We start from the raw sequence: 16,049 nt of genomic DNA on the forward strand, positions 1-16,049 counted from the left end.
GGACCATCGACGACAGGACACGACCATGAAGACCGACATCCACCCCGAGTACTCCGCGATCGTCTTCCGCGACCTCGCGTCCGGTGAGACCTTCCTCACCCGCTCGACCGCGAAGAGCAGCAAGACGATCGAGCTCGACGGCGTGACCTACCCCGTCATCGACGTCGAGATCTCCTCCGCCTCGCACCCGTTCTACACGGGCAAGCAGCGCATCATGGACTCGGCCGGCCGTGTCGAGAAGTTCAACAGCCGCTACAAGAACTTCGGCAAGTAGCACTCCCCGAAGGGCCCTCGACCTCACGGTCGGGGGCCCTTCGTCGTTCCCGCCGGGCGGTCCTCAGTAGCGGTAGAAGCCCTCACCGGTGGCCGTCCCGAGGCGGCCGCGGTCGAGGTACTCCGTCTTCAGATGGGCGGCGAACGCCTGGGAGGCCTCGTCCGGGGCCGCGGCGGCGATGGTGTAGGCGGTCCGCAGACCGACGACATCGAAGATCTGGAAGGGTCCGAGAGGCGCGCCGGTGCCGATCCTCCAGGTCTTGTCGATGGTCTCGTGATCCGCGTAGCCGCCCATGAGCAGACCCGACGCGGCGTTGAGCAGCGGCACCAGCAGGGAGTTCAGGACGTAGCCGGCCTTCTCCTTCTGCAGCCGGACGGGCTCGAGGCCGCTGGCGACGGCGAACTCCACGACGGCGTCGACCACGGCGGGGTCGGTGTCCGCCGTCCCCATGATCTCGGCGGTGTTCTGCGCCCAGACGTGGTTGGCGTAGTGCAGGGCGAGGAAGCGGTCGGGTCGGCCGGTCGAGGCCTTCAGATCGCTGGGGAGCAGCGTGGACGAATTGGTCGCGAAGACCGTGCGCTCGGGAGCGAGCGCACCCAGCCGGCCGTACAGTTCCTGCTTCACGCTCAGGTCCTCGGGGACGGCCTCGATCACGAGGTCGGCGTCGGCGACCGCCTCCGCGAGGTCGGAGGTGAGGCGGAGGGAGTCGAGCGCCTCCTGCGGTCCGCCGGCGACGCCGCCGGGCACCGACTCGTAGACGCCCGAGAGGCCGCGCAGCCGCTCGCGCGCCGATTCGAGGACCTCGTCGGAGAGGTCGTAGACGGTGACGGCGAAGCCGTGGAAGGCCGACTGGAAGGCGATCTGGGAGCCGAGCACTCCGCTGCCGAGGACGGTGACCGTGCGGATCGTGGGCATGACTTCTCCTTGCGAGAGGGGGAGGGGGAGCACGTGCTCACCCGATCCCACAGCGCCGCGGTCCGCGGAGCGAGGGCTTGCGCCGACGCGCAGTCCGTGGCCCTCGGGGAGCCGGCGCGGTAGCGTCCCGGCATGGTGTCCTTCGCCGACAAGCCGATCCTGCCGTTCACGACTCCCGAGGAGTGGGACGCCTACCTCCGCGGCGAGCCCGACCCGGACGGGGTCCGGCTGAAGCTGCGCAAGAAGGCCGCCGTGGATCCGGGGATCACCTACGCCGAGGCGCTCGACGTCGCGCTCTGCCACGGCTGGATCGACGGCCAGGCGGGAGCCTTCGACGAGCAGTTCAAGCTCCAGGCCTTCACCCCGCGGCGTCGCGCGAGCCCGTGGTCGAAGGTCAACCGCGACCACGTCGCGCGGCTGCTGGCGGAGGGCCGGATGCTGCCGGGCGGGCTGGCCGAGGTCGAGCGGGCTCGCGGCGACGGGCGCTGGGACGCGGCCTACCGGCAGCGCGACGCGGAGGTGCCGGACGACTTCCAGCGGGCGCTCGACGCGGATCCGCAGGCCCTGGCCTTCTTCGCGACCGTCGGCGGGCAGAAGCGCTTCGCGTTCCTCTTCCGCCTCTCGCAGCTGAAGCGGGCCGAAACGCGGGAGCGGCGGATCGCGGAGTACGTGGCGCTCCTCCACGAGGGGCGCACACTGGCCTGAGGCGTCAGTGGCGGACCGGCCAGCTCCCGTCGGCGACGAAGGACTCGTCGCGGACGCGGCGCATGTACTCCTGGAAGGACTCGGCCTGGGTTCGGCACCAGTCGACCTGGAGCGCGTGCAGGGCCTCCGCACCCACTCCGAGCTCGTCGGCGAAGGCGCGGCCCAGCGCCTGGGCGACGCGGCCCGCCGCGACGGCGTCCGCGCCCGCGTCGTGGGCCTCGGTGAGGGCGACGCCGTAGTGCTCGGCGGCGAGGGTGAGGGTGCGCTTGCCTCTGCGGTAGCGGTCCACCGCCTTGTCGATCACGAGCGGATCGACGACCGGGCTCGGGTCGAGCAGCACGGGCACACCCCAGCGCCGCGCCTCGTGGGCGAGGAGTGAGAGGTCGTAGGGGGCGTTGTAGACGACGACGGGGATGCCGCGCGCGAGGAGCGAGCGCAGCGCCTCGGAGACCTCGGCCACGACCTCGCCGGCGGGGCGGCCGTGCGCGCGGGCGTGCTCGGTGCTGATGCCGTGGACCGCGGAGGCGCCGGCCGGGATCGCGACCCCGGGATCGGCGAGCCAGGTCGTGCCCTCGATCGGTTCGCCCGCCGCGTCGATCACGCCGACGTGTGCGGTGACGATGCGGCTCGTGCGGACGTCGATGCCGGTGGTCTCGAGGTCGAACACGGCCAGCAGGTCGAACCAGCGCGCCCCCTCGGAGGGGACGAGCGCCTGCTCGGCGTCGTCGAACAGCATCGGCTCGGTCTGCGTCTCGGTCGTTCCGGTGGTGCTCACGCGGACAGCCTAAAGGGGGCCTCCGACATCGGCCGGAGGCCCCTCGGCGTGCTGCCCGGTCAGCGGGCCTCGTGCGCCTTGGCGACGTGGAGCCAGAAGAAGCCCTGCGTGCCGAGCGTCATCATCAGCGTGCCGTCGTCCGAGAATCCGGGGAAGCGGCCGCCGCCGAACAGGTCGCTCAGCGTCGATCCGGGGTTCTCGGGGTCGGTGATGGTGACCGAGACCGGGTTGTGGTTGAAGCTGAAGACGCAGAGGACCTCCTCCGGCTGGTCGCCCATCGCCGTGCCCGAGCCCGCGTAGTCGCGCACGAACGCGAGTACCGACTCGTGGTCCGTCTCGAGGACGCGCATCGACCCGAGACCGAACGCCGGGTGGCCGCGGCGCACGTGCAGGACGTTCCGCATCCAGTGCAGCAGGGAGCGCGACTGCGCCAGCTGCGCCTCGACGTTGACCTGGTTGTAGTGGTACACGAGCGACTGGACGATCGGCTGCACCAGCTTGCCGGGGTCGGCGGCCGAGAAGCCGGCGTTGCGATCGGGTGTCCACTGCATCGGCGTGCGCGACGCGTCGCGGTCGTTGAGCCAGATGTTGTCGCCCATGCCGATCTCGTCGCCGTAGTAGAGGAACGGGCTGCCGGCGAGAGAGAAGAGCAGGGCGTTGATCAGCTCGAGCTCGGCGCGCGAGTTGTCCAGCAGGGGTGCGAGCCGGCGGCGGATGCCGATGTTGGAGCGCATCCGCGGGTCGTAGGCGTACCAGCCGTACATGGCCTGGCGGTACTCCTCGGACACCATCTCGAGCGTGAGCTCGTCGTGGTTGCGCAGGAACACGCCCCAGGCGGCGCCGCTGGGGATGTCGAACGTCTCGGAGAGCACCTTCTTCAGCTCGTTCGCCGTCTGCGCGCGGAGCGAGTAGAAGATGCGCGGCATGACGGGGAAGTCGAACGCCATGTGGCACTCGGGCTCCTCCTCCGTGCCGAAGAACGCGGCGACCTCGCGCGGCCACTGGTTCGCCTCGGCGATCAGGATGCGGCCGGGGTAGTCGCGGTCGACCATGGTGCGGAGGTTCTTGATGAACTCGTGCGTGGGCGGCTCGCCCTCTCCGTTGCCCTCGTCGGACTCGTAGAGGTAGGGGATCGCGTCGAGCCGGATGCCGTCGACGCCGAGGTCGAGCCAGAACTTGACCACGTCGTGGATCGCCTCGTGCACGGCGGGGTTCTCGAAGTTGAGGTCCGGCTGGTGCGAGAAGAAGCGGTGGAAGTAGAACTGGCGGCGCTCGGCGTCGAAGGCCCAGTTCGAGTCCTCGGTGTCGACGAAGATGATGCGGATGTCCGGCCACTTGTCGTCGGTGTCGTTCCAGACGTAGAAGTCGCCGTAGGGGCCCTCGGGGTCGGAGCGCGACTGCTGGAACCACTCGTGCTGGTCGCTGGTGTGGTTGAGCGGGAAGTCCATCACGATGCGCATGTTGCGCTCGTGGGCCTTCCGGACGAGGTCGCGGAAGTCCTCCATCGTGCCGAACTCGGGGAGGATCGCCTTGAAGTCGGAGACGTCGTAGCCACCGTCGCGCAGAGGCGACATGTAGAACGGCGGGAGCCACAGGGCGTCGATCCCGAGCCACTGCAGGTAGTCGAGCTTGGAGGCGAGCCCGTTGATGTCGCCGGCGCCGTCGCCGTTCGAGTCGTAGTACGACCGGATCATCACCTCGTAGAACACCGCCCGGCGGTACCACTGGGGGTCGAGGGCGAGTCCGGGGAGTTGGATCGGCGACGTGAAGCTCACGGTGCTCCTTCTGCTGCTGCCTGAGCGGATGACCGTCTCGCGAGACGGGTGGGCGGTGCGCCGTGTTGCGAGCGCGTGATCATGCTCCCGGCTCGGATCGAGGCCACGCAAGGCGTTGCGGCCAGATCTTCGACGGGCTTTCCCTACGATAAGGAACGCGATGACCACTCCCTCCCCCTACGCCTCCGATCTCGGCCGTGTCCCCGTCCGCGAGGCCGCGGTGGACGTCGCCGGATCCCACACCGCCTACTGGACCTACGGCGCTGCGGACGCCTCGACCGTCCTCGTGCTGGTGCACGGATTCCGCGGCGAGCACCACGGCCTCGAGCCCGTCATCGCCCGCCTGCTCGCCGGGGGAGCGGACGTGCGGGTGCTCGCTCCCGATCTGCCCGGCTTCGGCGCCTCGACCCCGATGACGCGCCTGCCGCACGACGTGGACGGCTACGCCTCCTGGCTCGGCTCCTTCCTCGACGCGCTGGGGCTCCGCGGCGAGGCGGCCGTCCTCGGCCACTCCTTCGGCTCGATCGTCGCGGCCGCCGCGATCGCCGGGGGCCTGCCGACTCCGCTCCTGGTCCTGGTCAACCCGATCGGAGCGCCGGCGCTGCAGGGACCGCGCGGCGTCCTGACCCGGCTCGCCGTCCTCTACTACCGGCTCGGCGCGCTCCTGCCGGGGCCACTGGGGCGGCGCCTGCTCAGCGACCCGCTGATCGTGCGGGTGATGAGCCTGGCGATGGTGAAGACGAAGGAGCCGGCGCTGCGACGCTTCGTGCACGACCAGCACGACCGCTACTTCAGCGCGTTCGCCTCCCGCGACACCGTCCTCGAGGCGTTCCGCGCCTCCGTCTCCCACGACGTCGGCGAGTACGCGCCCCGGATCGCCGTGCCGACGCAGCTGATCGCGGCGGCGCAGGACGACATCACTCCGCTCGCGGCCCAGTACCGCCTCCTCGTGAGGCTCCCGCACGCCCGCCTGCACGTCATCGACGGCGTCGGCCACCTGATCCACTACGAGACGCCGGACGAGGCCGCCGCCGTGCTGCGGGCGGCCCTCGAGGAGGGGATCGACCGATGAGGATCGTCGTCGACTGCCGGTACACCCGGCTCGAGCGGCACGACGGGATCAGCCGCTACACCGCGGAGCTCGTCCGCGAGCTCGCGAAGCTCCACGACGTGACCATGCTGATCAGCGACCGCCGCCAGCTCGCGATGCTCCCGTCGCTCCCGTGGGAGCGCGTGACCGGGCCGACCAGCCCGTTCGAGCCGTTCGTCGCGCTGCTGGTGAACCGGCTGCGGCCCGACGTGGTCTTCTCACCGATGCAGACCATGGGCTCGCTCGGCCGCCGCTACCGGCTCGTGCTGACCGTGCACGACCTGATCTACTACCGCCACCGCACTCCGCCGCGCGACCTGGCCGCTCCCGTGCGCGCGCTCTGGCGGCTCTACCACCTCGCCTGGTGGCCGCAGCGGAGGCTCCTCCAGCGCGCCGACGCGGTCGTCACCGTCTCGGAGACGACCCGCGACCTGATCCGCTCCCACCGCCTCACCACCCGGCCGGTGGTCGTCGTCCCGAACGCGGCGACCGAGCCCGACGAGGCGAGCGTCGCTCTGGCGGGATCGCTGCCGGACCGGTCGGCCGCGCGCTCGCTCGTCTACATGGGCTCGTTCATGCCCTACAAGAACGTCGAGACGCTCGCCCGCGCGATGCGCCTGCTGCCCGACTACGAGCTGCACCTGATGAGCCGGGCGAGCGACGAGACCGTCGAGACGCTGCGGGCTCTGGCACCGACCGCGAAGCTGGTGTTCCACCAGGGGGCGCCGGACGCGGAGTACCGCGCGGTGCTCGCGCGGGCGACCGCCCTCGTGACGGCGAGCCGCGACGAGGGCTTCGGGATCCCGCTGGTCGAGGCGATGGCGCTCGGGACGCCGGTCGTGGTGAGCGACATCCCGATCTTCCGCGAGATCGCCCAGGACGCCGCCGTGTACGTCGACCCGTCGAGCCCGAAGGGCATCGCCGACGGCGTGCGGTCGCTCGAGGACGGCACCGTGTGGCGGGCGCACTCGGCCCGCGCGAGGGAGCGGGCCGCGGCCTTCTCCTGGCGCGACTCCGCCCGGGTGCTCTTCGGGCTCCTGCAGGACCTCGGCCGGCGCTGACGCAGGCCCGCCGACCGGGCCGCCTCCGGGAGGCGAACCGTCAGGCTCCCGGGGCCGGGCTGAGCACGTCGTCGAGGTCGACGTCCGCCACGACCACGTCGCCGGAGTCGTCGACGCCGACGATGCGCAGGGCGCCGTCGACGATCGCGAAGTCGTGCCGGGAGCCGTTGCCGACCGAGACGCCGTGCACGGGGAGGTCCTCGCTGCTCAGCGCGCGGATCAGGCTGCCGATGACCGCACCGTGCGTGGCCACGACGACGGACGCGTCGGGGAAGCGCTCGGCGACCTCGAGCAGCGCGGCGGTCGCCCGCTCGACGACCTCGGCTCGGGTCTCACAGCCGGGGATCGGTGCGCGCTCGATGCCTCCGGGGAAGCGCTCGGCGAGCTCGGGGCCGGTCATCCCCTCCGCCTCGCCGTAGGCGCGTTCGGCGAGCCCCGGGACGGCCAGCGGCTCGTCGAGGCCGAGACCGCGCGCGATGATCGCTCCGGTGTCGAAGGCGCGCTGCAGCGGACTGGCGACCACCGCGTCGAAGCGCCGCTCGGCGAGCAGCCGCGCCGCCGCCCGCGCCTGGGCGCGCCCGGTCGCGTTGAGCGGGATGTCGCTCCTGCCCTGGATGCGCCGGGCGGCGTTCCAGTCGGTCTGGCCGTGTCGGACGAGGGTGAGCTGGGTCACAGGGGTCTCTCGGGAGGTCGGGTGCGGAGCGGTCAGGAGCTCAGAGGGCGGCGGTGCGACGGGCGGGCAGGCGCTCGGCGAGCTCGCGGAGGACCTCGCTGGTGCCGCCCTCGATCTTGATGCTCGCGCGCGAGTCGCCCTTGGTGGTGCCGCGGTTGACGATCACGATCGGCATCCGGGCGCGACGGGCGATCTCGAGGAAGCGGATGCCGGAGTTGACCACGAGCGACGAGCCGGCCACGAGCAGGGCGTCGGCGCCCGCGACGATGGCGCGCGCCTCCTCGAACCGCTCCGTCGGGATGAACTCGCCGAAGAAGACGATGTCCGGCTTCAGGATCCCGCCGCAGACGGTGCACTCGGGAACGGTCATCGCCGAGACGTCGTGGACCTCCGCGTCGCCGTCGGGGTTGAGCGAGGAGACGTCGGGGTCGTCGAGCCAGGGGTTCAGCTCCTCGATCCGCTCAGCGACCGCGTCGCGGGCGAAGTACTGGCCGCAGGTCATGCAGCGCACGCGGTCCGCCGAGCCGTGCAGATCCACCACACGGCGCGAGCCGGCGCGGACGTGCAGGCCGTCGACGTTCTGGGTGACGACGCCCGTGAGCAGGCCGCGCTCCTCGAGCCGGGCCAGCGCCCGGTGGCCGTCGTTCGGCAGCGTGCTGGTGAAGCGGCGCCAGCCGAGCTGACTGCCGGCCCAGTACCGGCGGCGGTAGTCGGGATCGGCGACGAACTGGGAGTAGGTCATCGGGCTGCGCACCGGCGCGCCGGCTCCGCGGTAGTCGGGGATGCCCGAGTCGGTGCTCATGCCCGCGCCGGTGACGGCGGCGATGCGGCGCCCGCTGAGGAGTTCGACGGCCTGCTCGACCGCGAGCGCCTCGGGGCCCTCGGCGACCGGTGTCGGACTCGACTCCATCCGCGCCTCCTTCGAGGGCCGTTCGAGCGGCCCCTGGACGAGTTTAGTCCGCGCCGTGCCCTAGATTGCCGGGATGCCGATCGTGCCCGTCACCGACCTGGACCACCCGCTCCTCGCCGACTACCACCGCCTCACCGACGTGGCGCTGCGGCGAGTGCTGGAGCCGGAGGGCGGGCTGTACATCGCCGAGTCGGCCAAGGTGATCGAGCGCGCCCTCGACGCCGGGCACCGCCCGCGCTCGGTGCTGGTGCAGGAGAAGCGGCTGCCGGACGCGGCCGGGGTGCTCGAGCGTCACCCCGGGGTGCCGGTCTTCGTGGCGCCGGATCCTCTGATCGAGGAGCTGACCGGGTTCCACCTCCACCGCGGAGCCCTCGCGTCGATGCACCGTCCGCCGCTGCGTCCGATGGCCGAGCTGCTGGAGGGCGCGCGCCTCGTCGTGATCCTGGAGGACCTGGTCGACCACACCAACGTCGGCGCCGTCTTCCGCGCCGCGGCCGGCATGGGCGCGGACGCGGTTCTCGTGACGCCGCGCTGCGCGGACCCCCTGTACCGGCGCAGCGTCCGGGTGAGCATGGGCACGGTCCTGCAGGTGCCGTGGACGCGCACGCCCGAGTGGGCACCGGCTCGCGAGGCGCTGCTGGAGGCCGGGTTCTCGGTCGCGGCGCTGGCGCTCGCCCCGGACGCGGTGCCGCTGGACGAGTACGCGGCGACCCGGCCCGAGCGCGTCGCGATCGTCCTGGGAGCGGAGGGGGACGGGCTCAGCCGGGCGGCGCTGGACGCCGCGGACACGGTGGTGACGATCCCGATGCTGCACGGGGTCGACTCGCTCAACGTCGCCTCGGCGAGCGCCGTCGCGCTCTGGGCGCTGACCCGCGGGCGCTGACCCGCGGGCGCTCACGGGCGGGCGCCGATCTGCGGGCGCTGACGGGCCGGCGGTGACCAGAAGGCGCTCGGCGGGGAGGCGCCACGGCGCCGCTCCGGGGCGCACTCCGGGCCACGTGCGAGGCCCGCCCGTACGATGACGGGGTGACCTCCCCGACCCGATCCGACGACGCTCTCGACCTGTTCGGGGAGCCCGCCGCGCAGGAGCCGCGGCCGCGTCGACGGCGCGGGGCGCTCATCGCGGGCCTCGTCGCCGCGACCGTGCTGGTGGGCGGGGGCGGCGCCTACGCGACGAACGCCGCGACGGCCGAGCTGCCGACGGCGACCGCCGTCGCGGTGGAGACGGTCCCGACCGCGATCGACGCGCCCGCCCTGGCCTGGCCGGCCTACGGCTCGGGAGCCGTGGCGGCCGTCGGCGTCGACGGGACGGAGGAGGACGGGCTGCTCGCGCGCTACGGCTCCACGGACACCGTGCCGACCGGGAGCATCGCCAAGGTCGTCACCGCCCTGGTCGTCCTCGCCGCGAAGCCGATCGCGGACGGGACGGACGGCGAGACGATCACGTTCACGAGCGCGGACGTGCGGTACTACGACGAGACCCTGGCAGAGAACGGCTCGAACGCTCCGGTCACCGCCGGCCTGCAGCTGACCGAGCGGCAGGCGCTGACCGCGATGATGCTCCCGTCCGCGAACAACTACGCGAAGTCGCTCGCGATCTGGGCCTACGGCTCGGAGGACGCCTTCCTCGCCGCCGCGCGCAGCTGGCTCGACGGGCAGGGACTCGAGCGGACCTCCCTCGCCGACACCAGCGGGCTGTCGCCGGCGACGGTCAGCACGACGGCCGAGATGGTGCGCCTGGGCGAGCTGCTGATCGCGGACCCGGTGCTCGCTCCGATCGTCGCGATGCCGACCGCCGTCATTCCGGGAGTGGGCGAGGTCGACAACACCAACTCGCTCCTCGGCCGCTCGGGAGTCGACGGGATCAAGACGGGGACGACCGACGAAGCGGGCTCCTGCCTGCTGTTCTCGCTCGACGCGACCGTGGAGGGGCAGCCGGTCACCCTGGTCGGCGTGGTGGTGGGCGCGCGCACGCATCCGCAGCTCGCCGCGGACGTGCTGACCCTCGTCCCGACCGTCGAGGCGGGTTTCCGGACCGTCCCGCTGACCGTCGAGGGCCAGGACTACGGCACCCTCACCAGCGCCTGGGGGGAGACGGCGACGGCCGAGACCGTGGAGGCGCGGTCCGTGCTGGTCTGGGGCGCGGTGTCGACGACGACCACGGTGGCCCTCGATCCTCTCGAGACGGTCGCCGACGGCGAGCGCGTGGGATCCGCGACGGTCGACGTCAACGGCACCCCGTACGAGCTTCCCCTCGTCGCCGACGGGTCGATCGAGGACCCGGGCTTCGCCTGGCGCCTGGGCCACCCGGCCGAGCTGTTCGGCTGAGCGCGGGGCGAGCGGCCCCACGCCCCCCCGGAGCGGATCAGGCGAGGGGATCCGCGGCCTGGTCGCCGACGATCCGCACCCCCGCGGTAGCGATGTCCTCGGCGACCTCCTCCGGAGTGGCGTTGCCCGGCACGACCGACCCCGGCTCGGAGGCCGCCGGATCCGTGCGCCAGCGCTCGGCGGAGGGACGCTTGGCTGTGACGAAGTCGCCGGAGGACTGGTGGCGGACGCGGCGCAGCACCCACGGCACGAGGTACTCCCGCGCCCACTGGATGTCCTCCGTGCGGGCGGCACGCCACGTGCGGGCGAGCAGCTCCGGGGCCAGGGGCCGCAGGTCGTTCTCGACGTTCAACGACTCGAGCACCATCCGCGCGACCTCGTGGTGGCCGTGCGGGTTGAGGTGCAGGCGGTCCGGCGCCCACATCCGCACGTCCTGGATCTCCTGGAGGGACCACTGGTCGGCGACGATGCAGTCGTAGCGCTTGGCCAGCGCCCGCAGGTTCTCGTTGTAGATCGCGACCTTGCCGCGGATCCGCCCGAACACGGGGGAGAAGCCCACATCGACCCCGGTGAACAGGACCACGGTCGCCCCGTCGGAGCGGAGCCGGGCGAGGCCCGCCTCGAAGCGGGAGGCGATGTCGTCCGGGTCGGTCCCCGGGCGGATGACGTCGTTCCCGCCCGCGGAGATGGTGATGAGATCGGGACGCAGCTCCAGCGCGGGCTCGACCTGCTCGTCGACGATCTGCTGCAGGAGGCGGCCGCGCACCGCCAGGTTGGCGTAGGCGAAGTCCTCGTTCTGGCTGCCCAGGACCTCCGCCACGCGGTCGGCCCAGCCGCGGTGCCCGCCGGGACTGCCGGGCTCGGGATCACCGATCCCCTCGGTGAAGGAGTCGCCCAGGGCGACGTAGCGGGACCACGGATGACGCTGCTCGACCATCCCTCCATCATGCTCCGCACCCGGCCGGCGGCGGCACAGTGCGACACGCCGGGCGCCTCGCGGCGGGCCGCGGAGGCCGAGCCGCTGTCGGTGGCGTCGGCTAGATTCGATCCACGTGAACAGTCCCTCGAGCTTCGGTCATCAGGTCGGCACCTCCGCCGCTGAGCACCTGTCCCCGTCGTTCCCGGGCAGGGCCCCGTGGGGTACCGCGAACAAGCTCCGCGCCTGGCAGGCGGAGGCGCTCGAGGCCTACTTCCAGCACGAGCCGCGCGACTTCCTGGCGGCCGCGACCCCGGGCGCGGGAAAGACCACCTTCGCGCTGCGGCTGGCCGCCGAGCTGCTGCACAACCGCACGGTCGACCGGATCACCGTGGTCGCGCCGACGGAGCACCTCAAGCGCCAGTGGGCCGAGGCCGCGCACCGCGTCGGCATCCGCCTGGACCCCACCTTCACCAACCGCATGGGCCGCCATGCCCGCCACTACCACGGCGTCGCCGTCACCTACGCGCAGGTCGCCGTCCGCGCCGAGCTCCACCGCGAGCTCACCCTGTCCGGCCGCACCCTCGTCATCCTCGACGAGGTGCACCACGCCGGCGACGCGCTCAGCTGGGGCGACGCGGTGCGCGAGGCCTTCGAGCCCGCCGTCCGTCGGCTCTCGCTGACCGGGACGCCGTTCCGCTCGGACACGGCGGCGATCCCGTTCGTCAGCTACCTCCCGGACGAGGAGGGCATCCGCACCTCGCTCACCGACTACGCCTACGGCTACGGCCGCGCGCTCGCGGACGGCGTCGTCCGGCCCGTGCTGTTCATGGTCTACGCCGGGCAGATGCGCTGGAAGTCCAAGGCCGGCGACGAGATGGAGGCGCGGCTCGGCGAGGGCAACACCAAGGACATCACCTCGCAGGCCTGGCGCACCGCGCTGGATCCCAAGGGCGACTGGATCCCCTCGGTCCTCCGCGCCGCGAACACCCGCCTCACCGAGGTGCGGCGCGCCGTGCCCGACGCCGGCGGCCTGGTCATCGCGACCGACCACTACACCGCGCGCGCCTACGCCGCGATGCTCCGCGAGATCAGCGGGGAGACCGTCACCGTCGTGCTCTCCGACGAGAAGGAGGCGAGCGACCGGATCGAGGAGTTCGCGAAGGACACCAGCCGCTGGATGGTCGCGGTGCGCATGGTCTCCGAGGGCGTCGACGTGCCGAGGCTCGCCGTCGGCGTCTACGCGACGTCGGCGTCGACTCCGCTGTTCTTCGCCCAGGCGATCGGCCGCTTCGTGCGCGCGCGGCGCCGCGGCGAGACCGCCTCGGTGTTCCTCCCGAACGTGCCCGGCCTGCTCGCGCTGGCGGGCTCGATGGAGCTGCAGCGCGACCACGCCCTCGACCGCAGGACCTCCGACGACGAGGAGTACCCCGAGGCCGACCTGATGGCCGACGCCGAGCGCAGCGACAAGGCCTCCTCCGACCTGCTGGAGGAGGGCCGCTTCGAGTCGATCGGCTCGGCCGCCACCTTCGACCGCGTCGTCTACGAGGGCGCCGAGTTCGGGATGGAGGTCGAGGTCGAGAGCGAGGAGGAGCTCGACTTCATCGGCCTGCCGGGGCTCCTCGAGCCCGACCAGGTGCGGGAGCTGCTTCAGCACCGGCAGCAGCGGCAGGCCAAGCGCGCCGGAAGCCGCGCGGGGGCGGCGGCCCCGGCCGAGCCGGCGAGCGAGATCCCGGCGCCGCTCTACCGCACGCTCAAGGAGCAGCGCAGCCTGCTCAACTCCCTGGTCGGCCTGTGGGCACGGGGGACGGGCGAGTCGCACGGCCAGGTGCACACCGAGCTGCGCCGGCTCTGCGGCGGACCCGCGGTGGCGCAGGCGAGCGTGACCCAGCTGCAGGCGCGGATCGACCTCCTGCGGCGCAGGCTCGGCTCGCACTGATCGCGGTGGGGCGTCCCGGTGCGGGGGCGCTCCCTCTGACGGAGCCGATCGCTGCTCCTGTCAGGACCGGCGGGCTCCTCCACGTGGGCCGGCCGGTGTCTCCGGCGCGGTCTAGCCGATGCACCCGGCGCGGCGCCAGCCCTCCCCGGCGGGCCGGGTGCGACCGTACTGTTCGAGCGTGACCCACTGGAACGACCTGCCCGCCGACGCGCCCGCAGGACGGATCGGACGGCGGTTCCGGCCGCCGGTCGTGACCACCGGAGGAGGGACCGCGCGATGAGCGCTGACCGTCAGGGGAATGCTCGAGACACGCTCGCTAAGCTGAGCAGTCGGTCCGTCGCGGAAGTGACGGACCATCACCCCCGACGTCGGGCATCCGCAGACCGCACATCGGCGTCTCCCGGACTGCCCGAGACCAATCCCCTGAGGAGTCTCGTGGAGACCTGGCCCGGAACCGCCTACCCGTTGGGCGCGACGTTCGACGGAAGCGGAACGAACTTCGCCCTGTTCAGCGAGATCGCCGAGCGCGTCGAGCTGTGCCTCTTCGAGGAGGACGGCACGGAGACGCGCGTCGAGATCCAGGAGTCGGACGCGTACGTCTGGCACTGCTACCTCCCGCAGGTGCAGCCGGGCCAGCGCTACGGCTTCCGGATCCACGGACCCTACGACCCCGATTCGGGGCACCGCTGCAACCCCAACAAGCTGCTGCTGGACCCCTACGCGAAGGCGATCTCGGGGGAGATCGACTGGGACCAGTCCCTCTTCTCGTACACCTTCGGCGACCCGGACTCGACGAACGACGAGGACTCGGCGCCGCACATGATGATGGGCGTCGTCATCAACCCCTTCTTCGACTGGGCCGGGGACCGCCGCCCGCGCACCTCCTACGACAGCACCGTCATCTACGAGGCGCACGTGAAGGGGCTCACCAAGACGCACCCCGACGTGCCGGAGGAGCTCCGCGGCACCTACGCCGGAGTCGCCCACCCCGCGGTGATCGACCACCTCAAGCACCTGGGCGTCTCGGCGATCGAGCTCATGCCCGTGCACCAGTTCGTGAACGACTCCACGCTGATGGACAAGGGCCTCTCGAACTACTGGGGCTACAACACGATCGGCTTCTTCGCTCCGCAGAACACCTACTCCTCCACGGGCGACCAGGGCCAGCAGGTCCAGGAGTTCAAGAGCATGGTGAAGGCGCTCCACGCGGCCGGCATCGAGGTCATCCTCGACGTGGTCTACAACCACACGGCGGAGGGCAACCACCTCGGCCCCACCCTGTCGTTCCGCGGCATCGACAACGAGGCCTACTACCGCCTCGTCGACGACGACAAGCGCTACTACATGGACTACACCGGCACCGGGAACACGCTCAACGTGCGCCACCCGCACTCGCTGCAGCTGATCATGGACTCGCTGCGCTACTGGGTGACGGAGATGCGCGTCGACGGCTTCCGCTTCGACCTGGCCTCGGCGCTGGCACGAGAGTTCTACGACGTCGACCGGCTCTCCACCTTCTTCGAGCTCGTCCAGCAGGACCCGGTGGTCTCGCAGGTGAAGCTGATCGCCGAGCCGTGGGACGTCGGACCCGGCGGCTACCAGGTGGGCAACTTCCCGCCGCAGTGGACGGAGTGGAACGGCAAGTACCGCGACACGGTCCGCGACTTCTGGCGCGGCGAGCCGTCGACGCTGGGGGAGTTCGCCTCGCGCCTCACCGGCTCGGCCGACCTCTACGCGCACTCGGGCCGCTACCCCGTCGCCTCGATCAACTTCGTCACGGCGCACGACGGCTTCACCCTCCGCGACCTGGTCTCGTACAACGAGAAGCACAACGACGCCAACGGCGAGGACGGCAACGACGGGGAGTCGCACAACCGCTCCTGGAACCACGGTGTGGAGGGGCCCACGGACGACCCGCGGGTGCTCGCGCTCCGGGCGCGCCAGCAGCGGAACTTCCTCGCGACGATGCTGATCTCCCAGGGCGTCCCGATGATCCTCCACGGCGACGAGCTCGGCCGGACCCAGAACGGCAACAACAACACCTACGCCCAGGACAGCGAGCTGACCTGGATCGACTGGGCGCACGCCGACCGGCCGCTGCTCGAGTTCACCGCGGCGCTCATCCGCCTGCGCGCCGAGCACCCGACCTTCCGCCGCATGCGCTTCTTCGACGGCCGCCCCGTCCTGCGCGGCGACGGCGAGCCCCTGCCCGACATCGTCTGGTTCACGGCCGCAGGCACCGAGATGTCCCCGTCCGACTGGGACTCCGGCCTCGGGCGATCGGTGGGCATCTACCTCAACGGCAACGGGATCCGCGAGCGCGACCAGCGCGGGCGCCCCGTCACCGACGACAGCTTCCTCCTGTACTTCAACGCCGACGACGTCGACGTCGAGTTCGCGATCCCGAGCGACGAGTACGCGCTCGAGTGGAGCGTGCTGGTCGACACGGCCGGCGCCGAGGCCGACTCGATCCCTCGTCCGGCCGGGGCGATGCTCACGGTCCAGGCGAAGTCGCTCGTCATCCTGCAGGAGCACAGCACCCCCGAGCCCGAGGTCGACCACTCGGTCGCGGCCTCGCTCGCGTCCCTCGCCGCGACGTCGGCGATCCCGATCGTGTCCTCGTCCGGACCCACCAGCCCCCACGCCGAGTCGACCGACTCCGCGACCGCCCCCTCGACAGGAGCCTGA

The 16,049-nt window shown here is 71.9% G+C and carries 14 protein-coding genes; 8 read left to right on the top strand and 6 right to left on the bottom strand.

The genetic code is table 11. The features are described 5' to 3' along the window. Nucleotides 1-25 precede the first annotated feature (25 nt). Complete coding sequence (locus tag C5D08_RS02220) at nt 26-274, top strand: type B 50S ribosomal protein L31 (RefSeq protein ID WP_068253003.1); 249 nt, start codon at nt 26-28, stop codon at nt 272-274. 63 nt (nt 275-337) lie between these two features. Here C5D08_RS02220 and C5D08_RS02225 read toward each other — a convergent pair whose 3' ends face one another. After that, on the bottom strand, nt 338-1,189 hold the full coding sequence (locus C5D08_RS02225; protein ID WP_104275616.1) for a 3-hydroxyacyl-CoA dehydrogenase: 852 nt from the start codon (nt 1,187-1,189) through the stop codon (nt 338-340). Nucleotides 1,190-1,321: 132 nt separating this feature from the next. Here C5D08_RS02225 and C5D08_RS02230 point away from each other — a divergent pair, with 132 nt between their 5' ends. Beyond that, nucleotides 1,322-1,894: a YdeI family protein gene (locus C5D08_RS02230; protein WP_104275617.1), complete on the top strand. Its 573-nt coding sequence runs from the start codon at nt 1,322-1,324 to the stop codon at nt 1,892-1,894. 4 nt (nt 1,895-1,898) lie between these two features. Here C5D08_RS02230 and C5D08_RS02235 read toward each other — a convergent pair whose 3' ends face one another. Further along, a complete protein-coding gene (locus tag C5D08_RS02235; protein WP_104275697.1) occupies nt 1,899-2,630 on the bottom strand; it encodes a 3'-5' exonuclease in 732 nt (243 codons plus the stop codon). A 98-nt stretch (nt 2,631-2,728) separates the two neighbouring features. Continuing rightward, nucleotides 2,729-4,444, bottom strand: coding sequence for a maltose alpha-D-glucosyltransferase (gene treS, locus C5D08_RS02240; protein WP_104275618.1), 1,716 nt, complete (start codon nt 4,442-4,444; stop codon nt 2,729-2,731). Between the two features lie 160 nt (nt 4,445-4,604). Between treS and C5D08_RS02245 the strand changes: the two genes are divergently transcribed. Both C5D08_RS02245 and C5D08_RS02250 read left to right on the top strand, forming a co-directional pair. After that, the gene (locus tag C5D08_RS02245; protein ID WP_104275619.1) at nt 4,605-5,516 is read left to right on the top strand and encodes an alpha/beta fold hydrolase; all 912 of its coding nucleotides are present in this window, start codon (nt 4,605-4,607) and stop codon (nt 5,514-5,516) included. Beyond that, nucleotides 5,513-6,595: a glycosyltransferase family 1 protein gene (locus C5D08_RS02250; protein ID WP_104275620.1), complete on the top strand. Its 1,083-nt coding sequence runs from the start codon at nt 5,513-5,515 to the stop codon at nt 6,593-6,595. Before C5D08_RS02245 ends, C5D08_RS02250 begins: the two co-directional genes overlap by 4 nt. Nucleotides 6,596-6,635: 40 nt before the next feature. Here the strand turns inward: C5D08_RS02250 and C5D08_RS02255 are convergent, their stop codons facing one another. Together C5D08_RS02255 and C5D08_RS02260 are read right to left on the bottom strand one after the other, a co-directional pair. Continuing rightward, the gene (locus C5D08_RS02255; RefSeq protein WP_104257555.1) at nt 6,636-7,268 is read right to left on the bottom strand and encodes a histidine phosphatase family protein; all 633 of its coding nucleotides are present in this window, start codon (nt 7,266-7,268) and stop codon (nt 6,636-6,638) included. 40 nt (nt 7,269-7,308) lie between these two features. Further along, entirely contained in the window at nt 7,309-8,178 is an 870-nt protein-coding gene (locus C5D08_RS02260) for a Sir2 family NAD-dependent protein deacetylase (RefSeq protein ID WP_104275621.1), read from the bottom strand. 73 nt (nt 8,179-8,251) lie between these two features. Between C5D08_RS02260 and C5D08_RS02265 the strand changes: the two genes are divergently transcribed. Further along, nucleotides 8,252-9,061, top strand: coding sequence for an RNA methyltransferase (locus C5D08_RS02265; RefSeq protein ID WP_104275622.1), 810 nt, complete (start codon nt 8,252-8,254; stop codon nt 9,059-9,061). 143 nt (nt 9,062-9,204) lie between these two features. Then, nucleotides 9,205-10,506, top strand: a complete 1,302-nt coding sequence (locus tag C5D08_RS02270) for a D-alanyl-D-alanine carboxypeptidase family protein (RefSeq protein ID WP_104275623.1) — start codon at nt 9,205-9,207, stop codon at nt 10,504-10,506. A 37-nt stretch (nt 10,507-10,543) separates the two neighbouring features. Here C5D08_RS02270 and C5D08_RS02275 read toward each other — a convergent pair whose 3' ends face one another. Then, nucleotides 10,544-11,443 (bottom strand): SGNH/GDSL hydrolase family protein, encoded by a 900-nt coding sequence (locus C5D08_RS02275; RefSeq protein WP_104275624.1) that lies wholly within the window; start codon nt 11,441-11,443, stop codon nt 10,544-10,546. A gap of 115 nt (nt 11,444-11,558) precedes the next feature. On the opposite strand from C5D08_RS02275, the gene C5D08_RS02280 reads away from it, so the two are divergent. Continuing rightward, nucleotides 11,559-13,361 (top strand): DEAD/DEAH box helicase, encoded by a 1,803-nt coding sequence (locus tag C5D08_RS02280; protein ID WP_104237466.1) that lies wholly within the window; start codon nt 11,559-11,561, stop codon nt 13,359-13,361. Between the two features lie 435 nt (nt 13,362-13,796). Beyond that, entirely contained in the window at nt 13,797-16,049 is a 2,253-nt protein-coding gene (glgX, locus tag C5D08_RS02285; protein WP_104275625.1) for a glycogen debranching protein GlgX, read from the top strand.

The sequence above is a fragment of the Rathayibacter sp. AY1B6 genome, assembly GCF_002932755.1.
GTDB lineage: Bacteria > Actinomycetota > Actinomycetes > Actinomycetales > Microbacteriaceae > Rathayibacter.

Excerpts from the sequence above, each read along its gene's own strand:
- C5D08_RS02235 (WP_104275697.1), bottom strand. The coding sequence starts at position 2,630 with ATGCTGTTCGACGACGCCGAGCAGGCGCTCGTCCCCTCCGAGGGGGCG.
- C5D08_RS02250 (WP_104275620.1), top strand. The coding sequence starts at position 5,513 with ATGAGGATCGTCGTCGACTGCCGGTACACCCGGCTCGAGCGGCACGAC.
- C5D08_RS02245 (WP_104275619.1), top strand. The coding sequence starts at position 4,605 with ATGACCACTCCCTCCCCCTACGCCTCCGATCTCGGCCGTGTCCCCGTC.
- C5D08_RS02260 (WP_104275621.1), bottom strand. The coding sequence starts at position 8,178 with ATGGAGTCGAGTCCGACACCGGTCGCCGAGGGCCCCGAGGCGCTCGCG.
- C5D08_RS02225 (WP_104275616.1), bottom strand. The coding sequence starts at position 1,189 with ATGCCCACGATCCGCACGGTCACCGTCCTCGGCAGCGGAGTGCTCGGC.
- C5D08_RS02220 (WP_068253003.1), top strand. The coding sequence starts at position 26 with ATGAAGACCGACATCCACCCCGAGTACTCCGCGATCGTCTTCCGCGAC.
- C5D08_RS02275 (WP_104275624.1), bottom strand. The coding sequence starts at position 11,443 with ATGGTCGAGCAGCGTCATCCGTGGTCCCGCTACGTCGCCCTGGGCGAC.
- C5D08_RS02230 (WP_104275617.1), top strand. The coding sequence starts at position 1,322 with ATGGTGTCCTTCGCCGACAAGCCGATCCTGCCGTTCACGACTCCCGAG.
- C5D08_RS02265 (WP_104275622.1), top strand. The coding sequence starts at position 8,252 with ATGCCGATCGTGCCCGTCACCGACCTGGACCACCCGCTCCTCGCCGAC.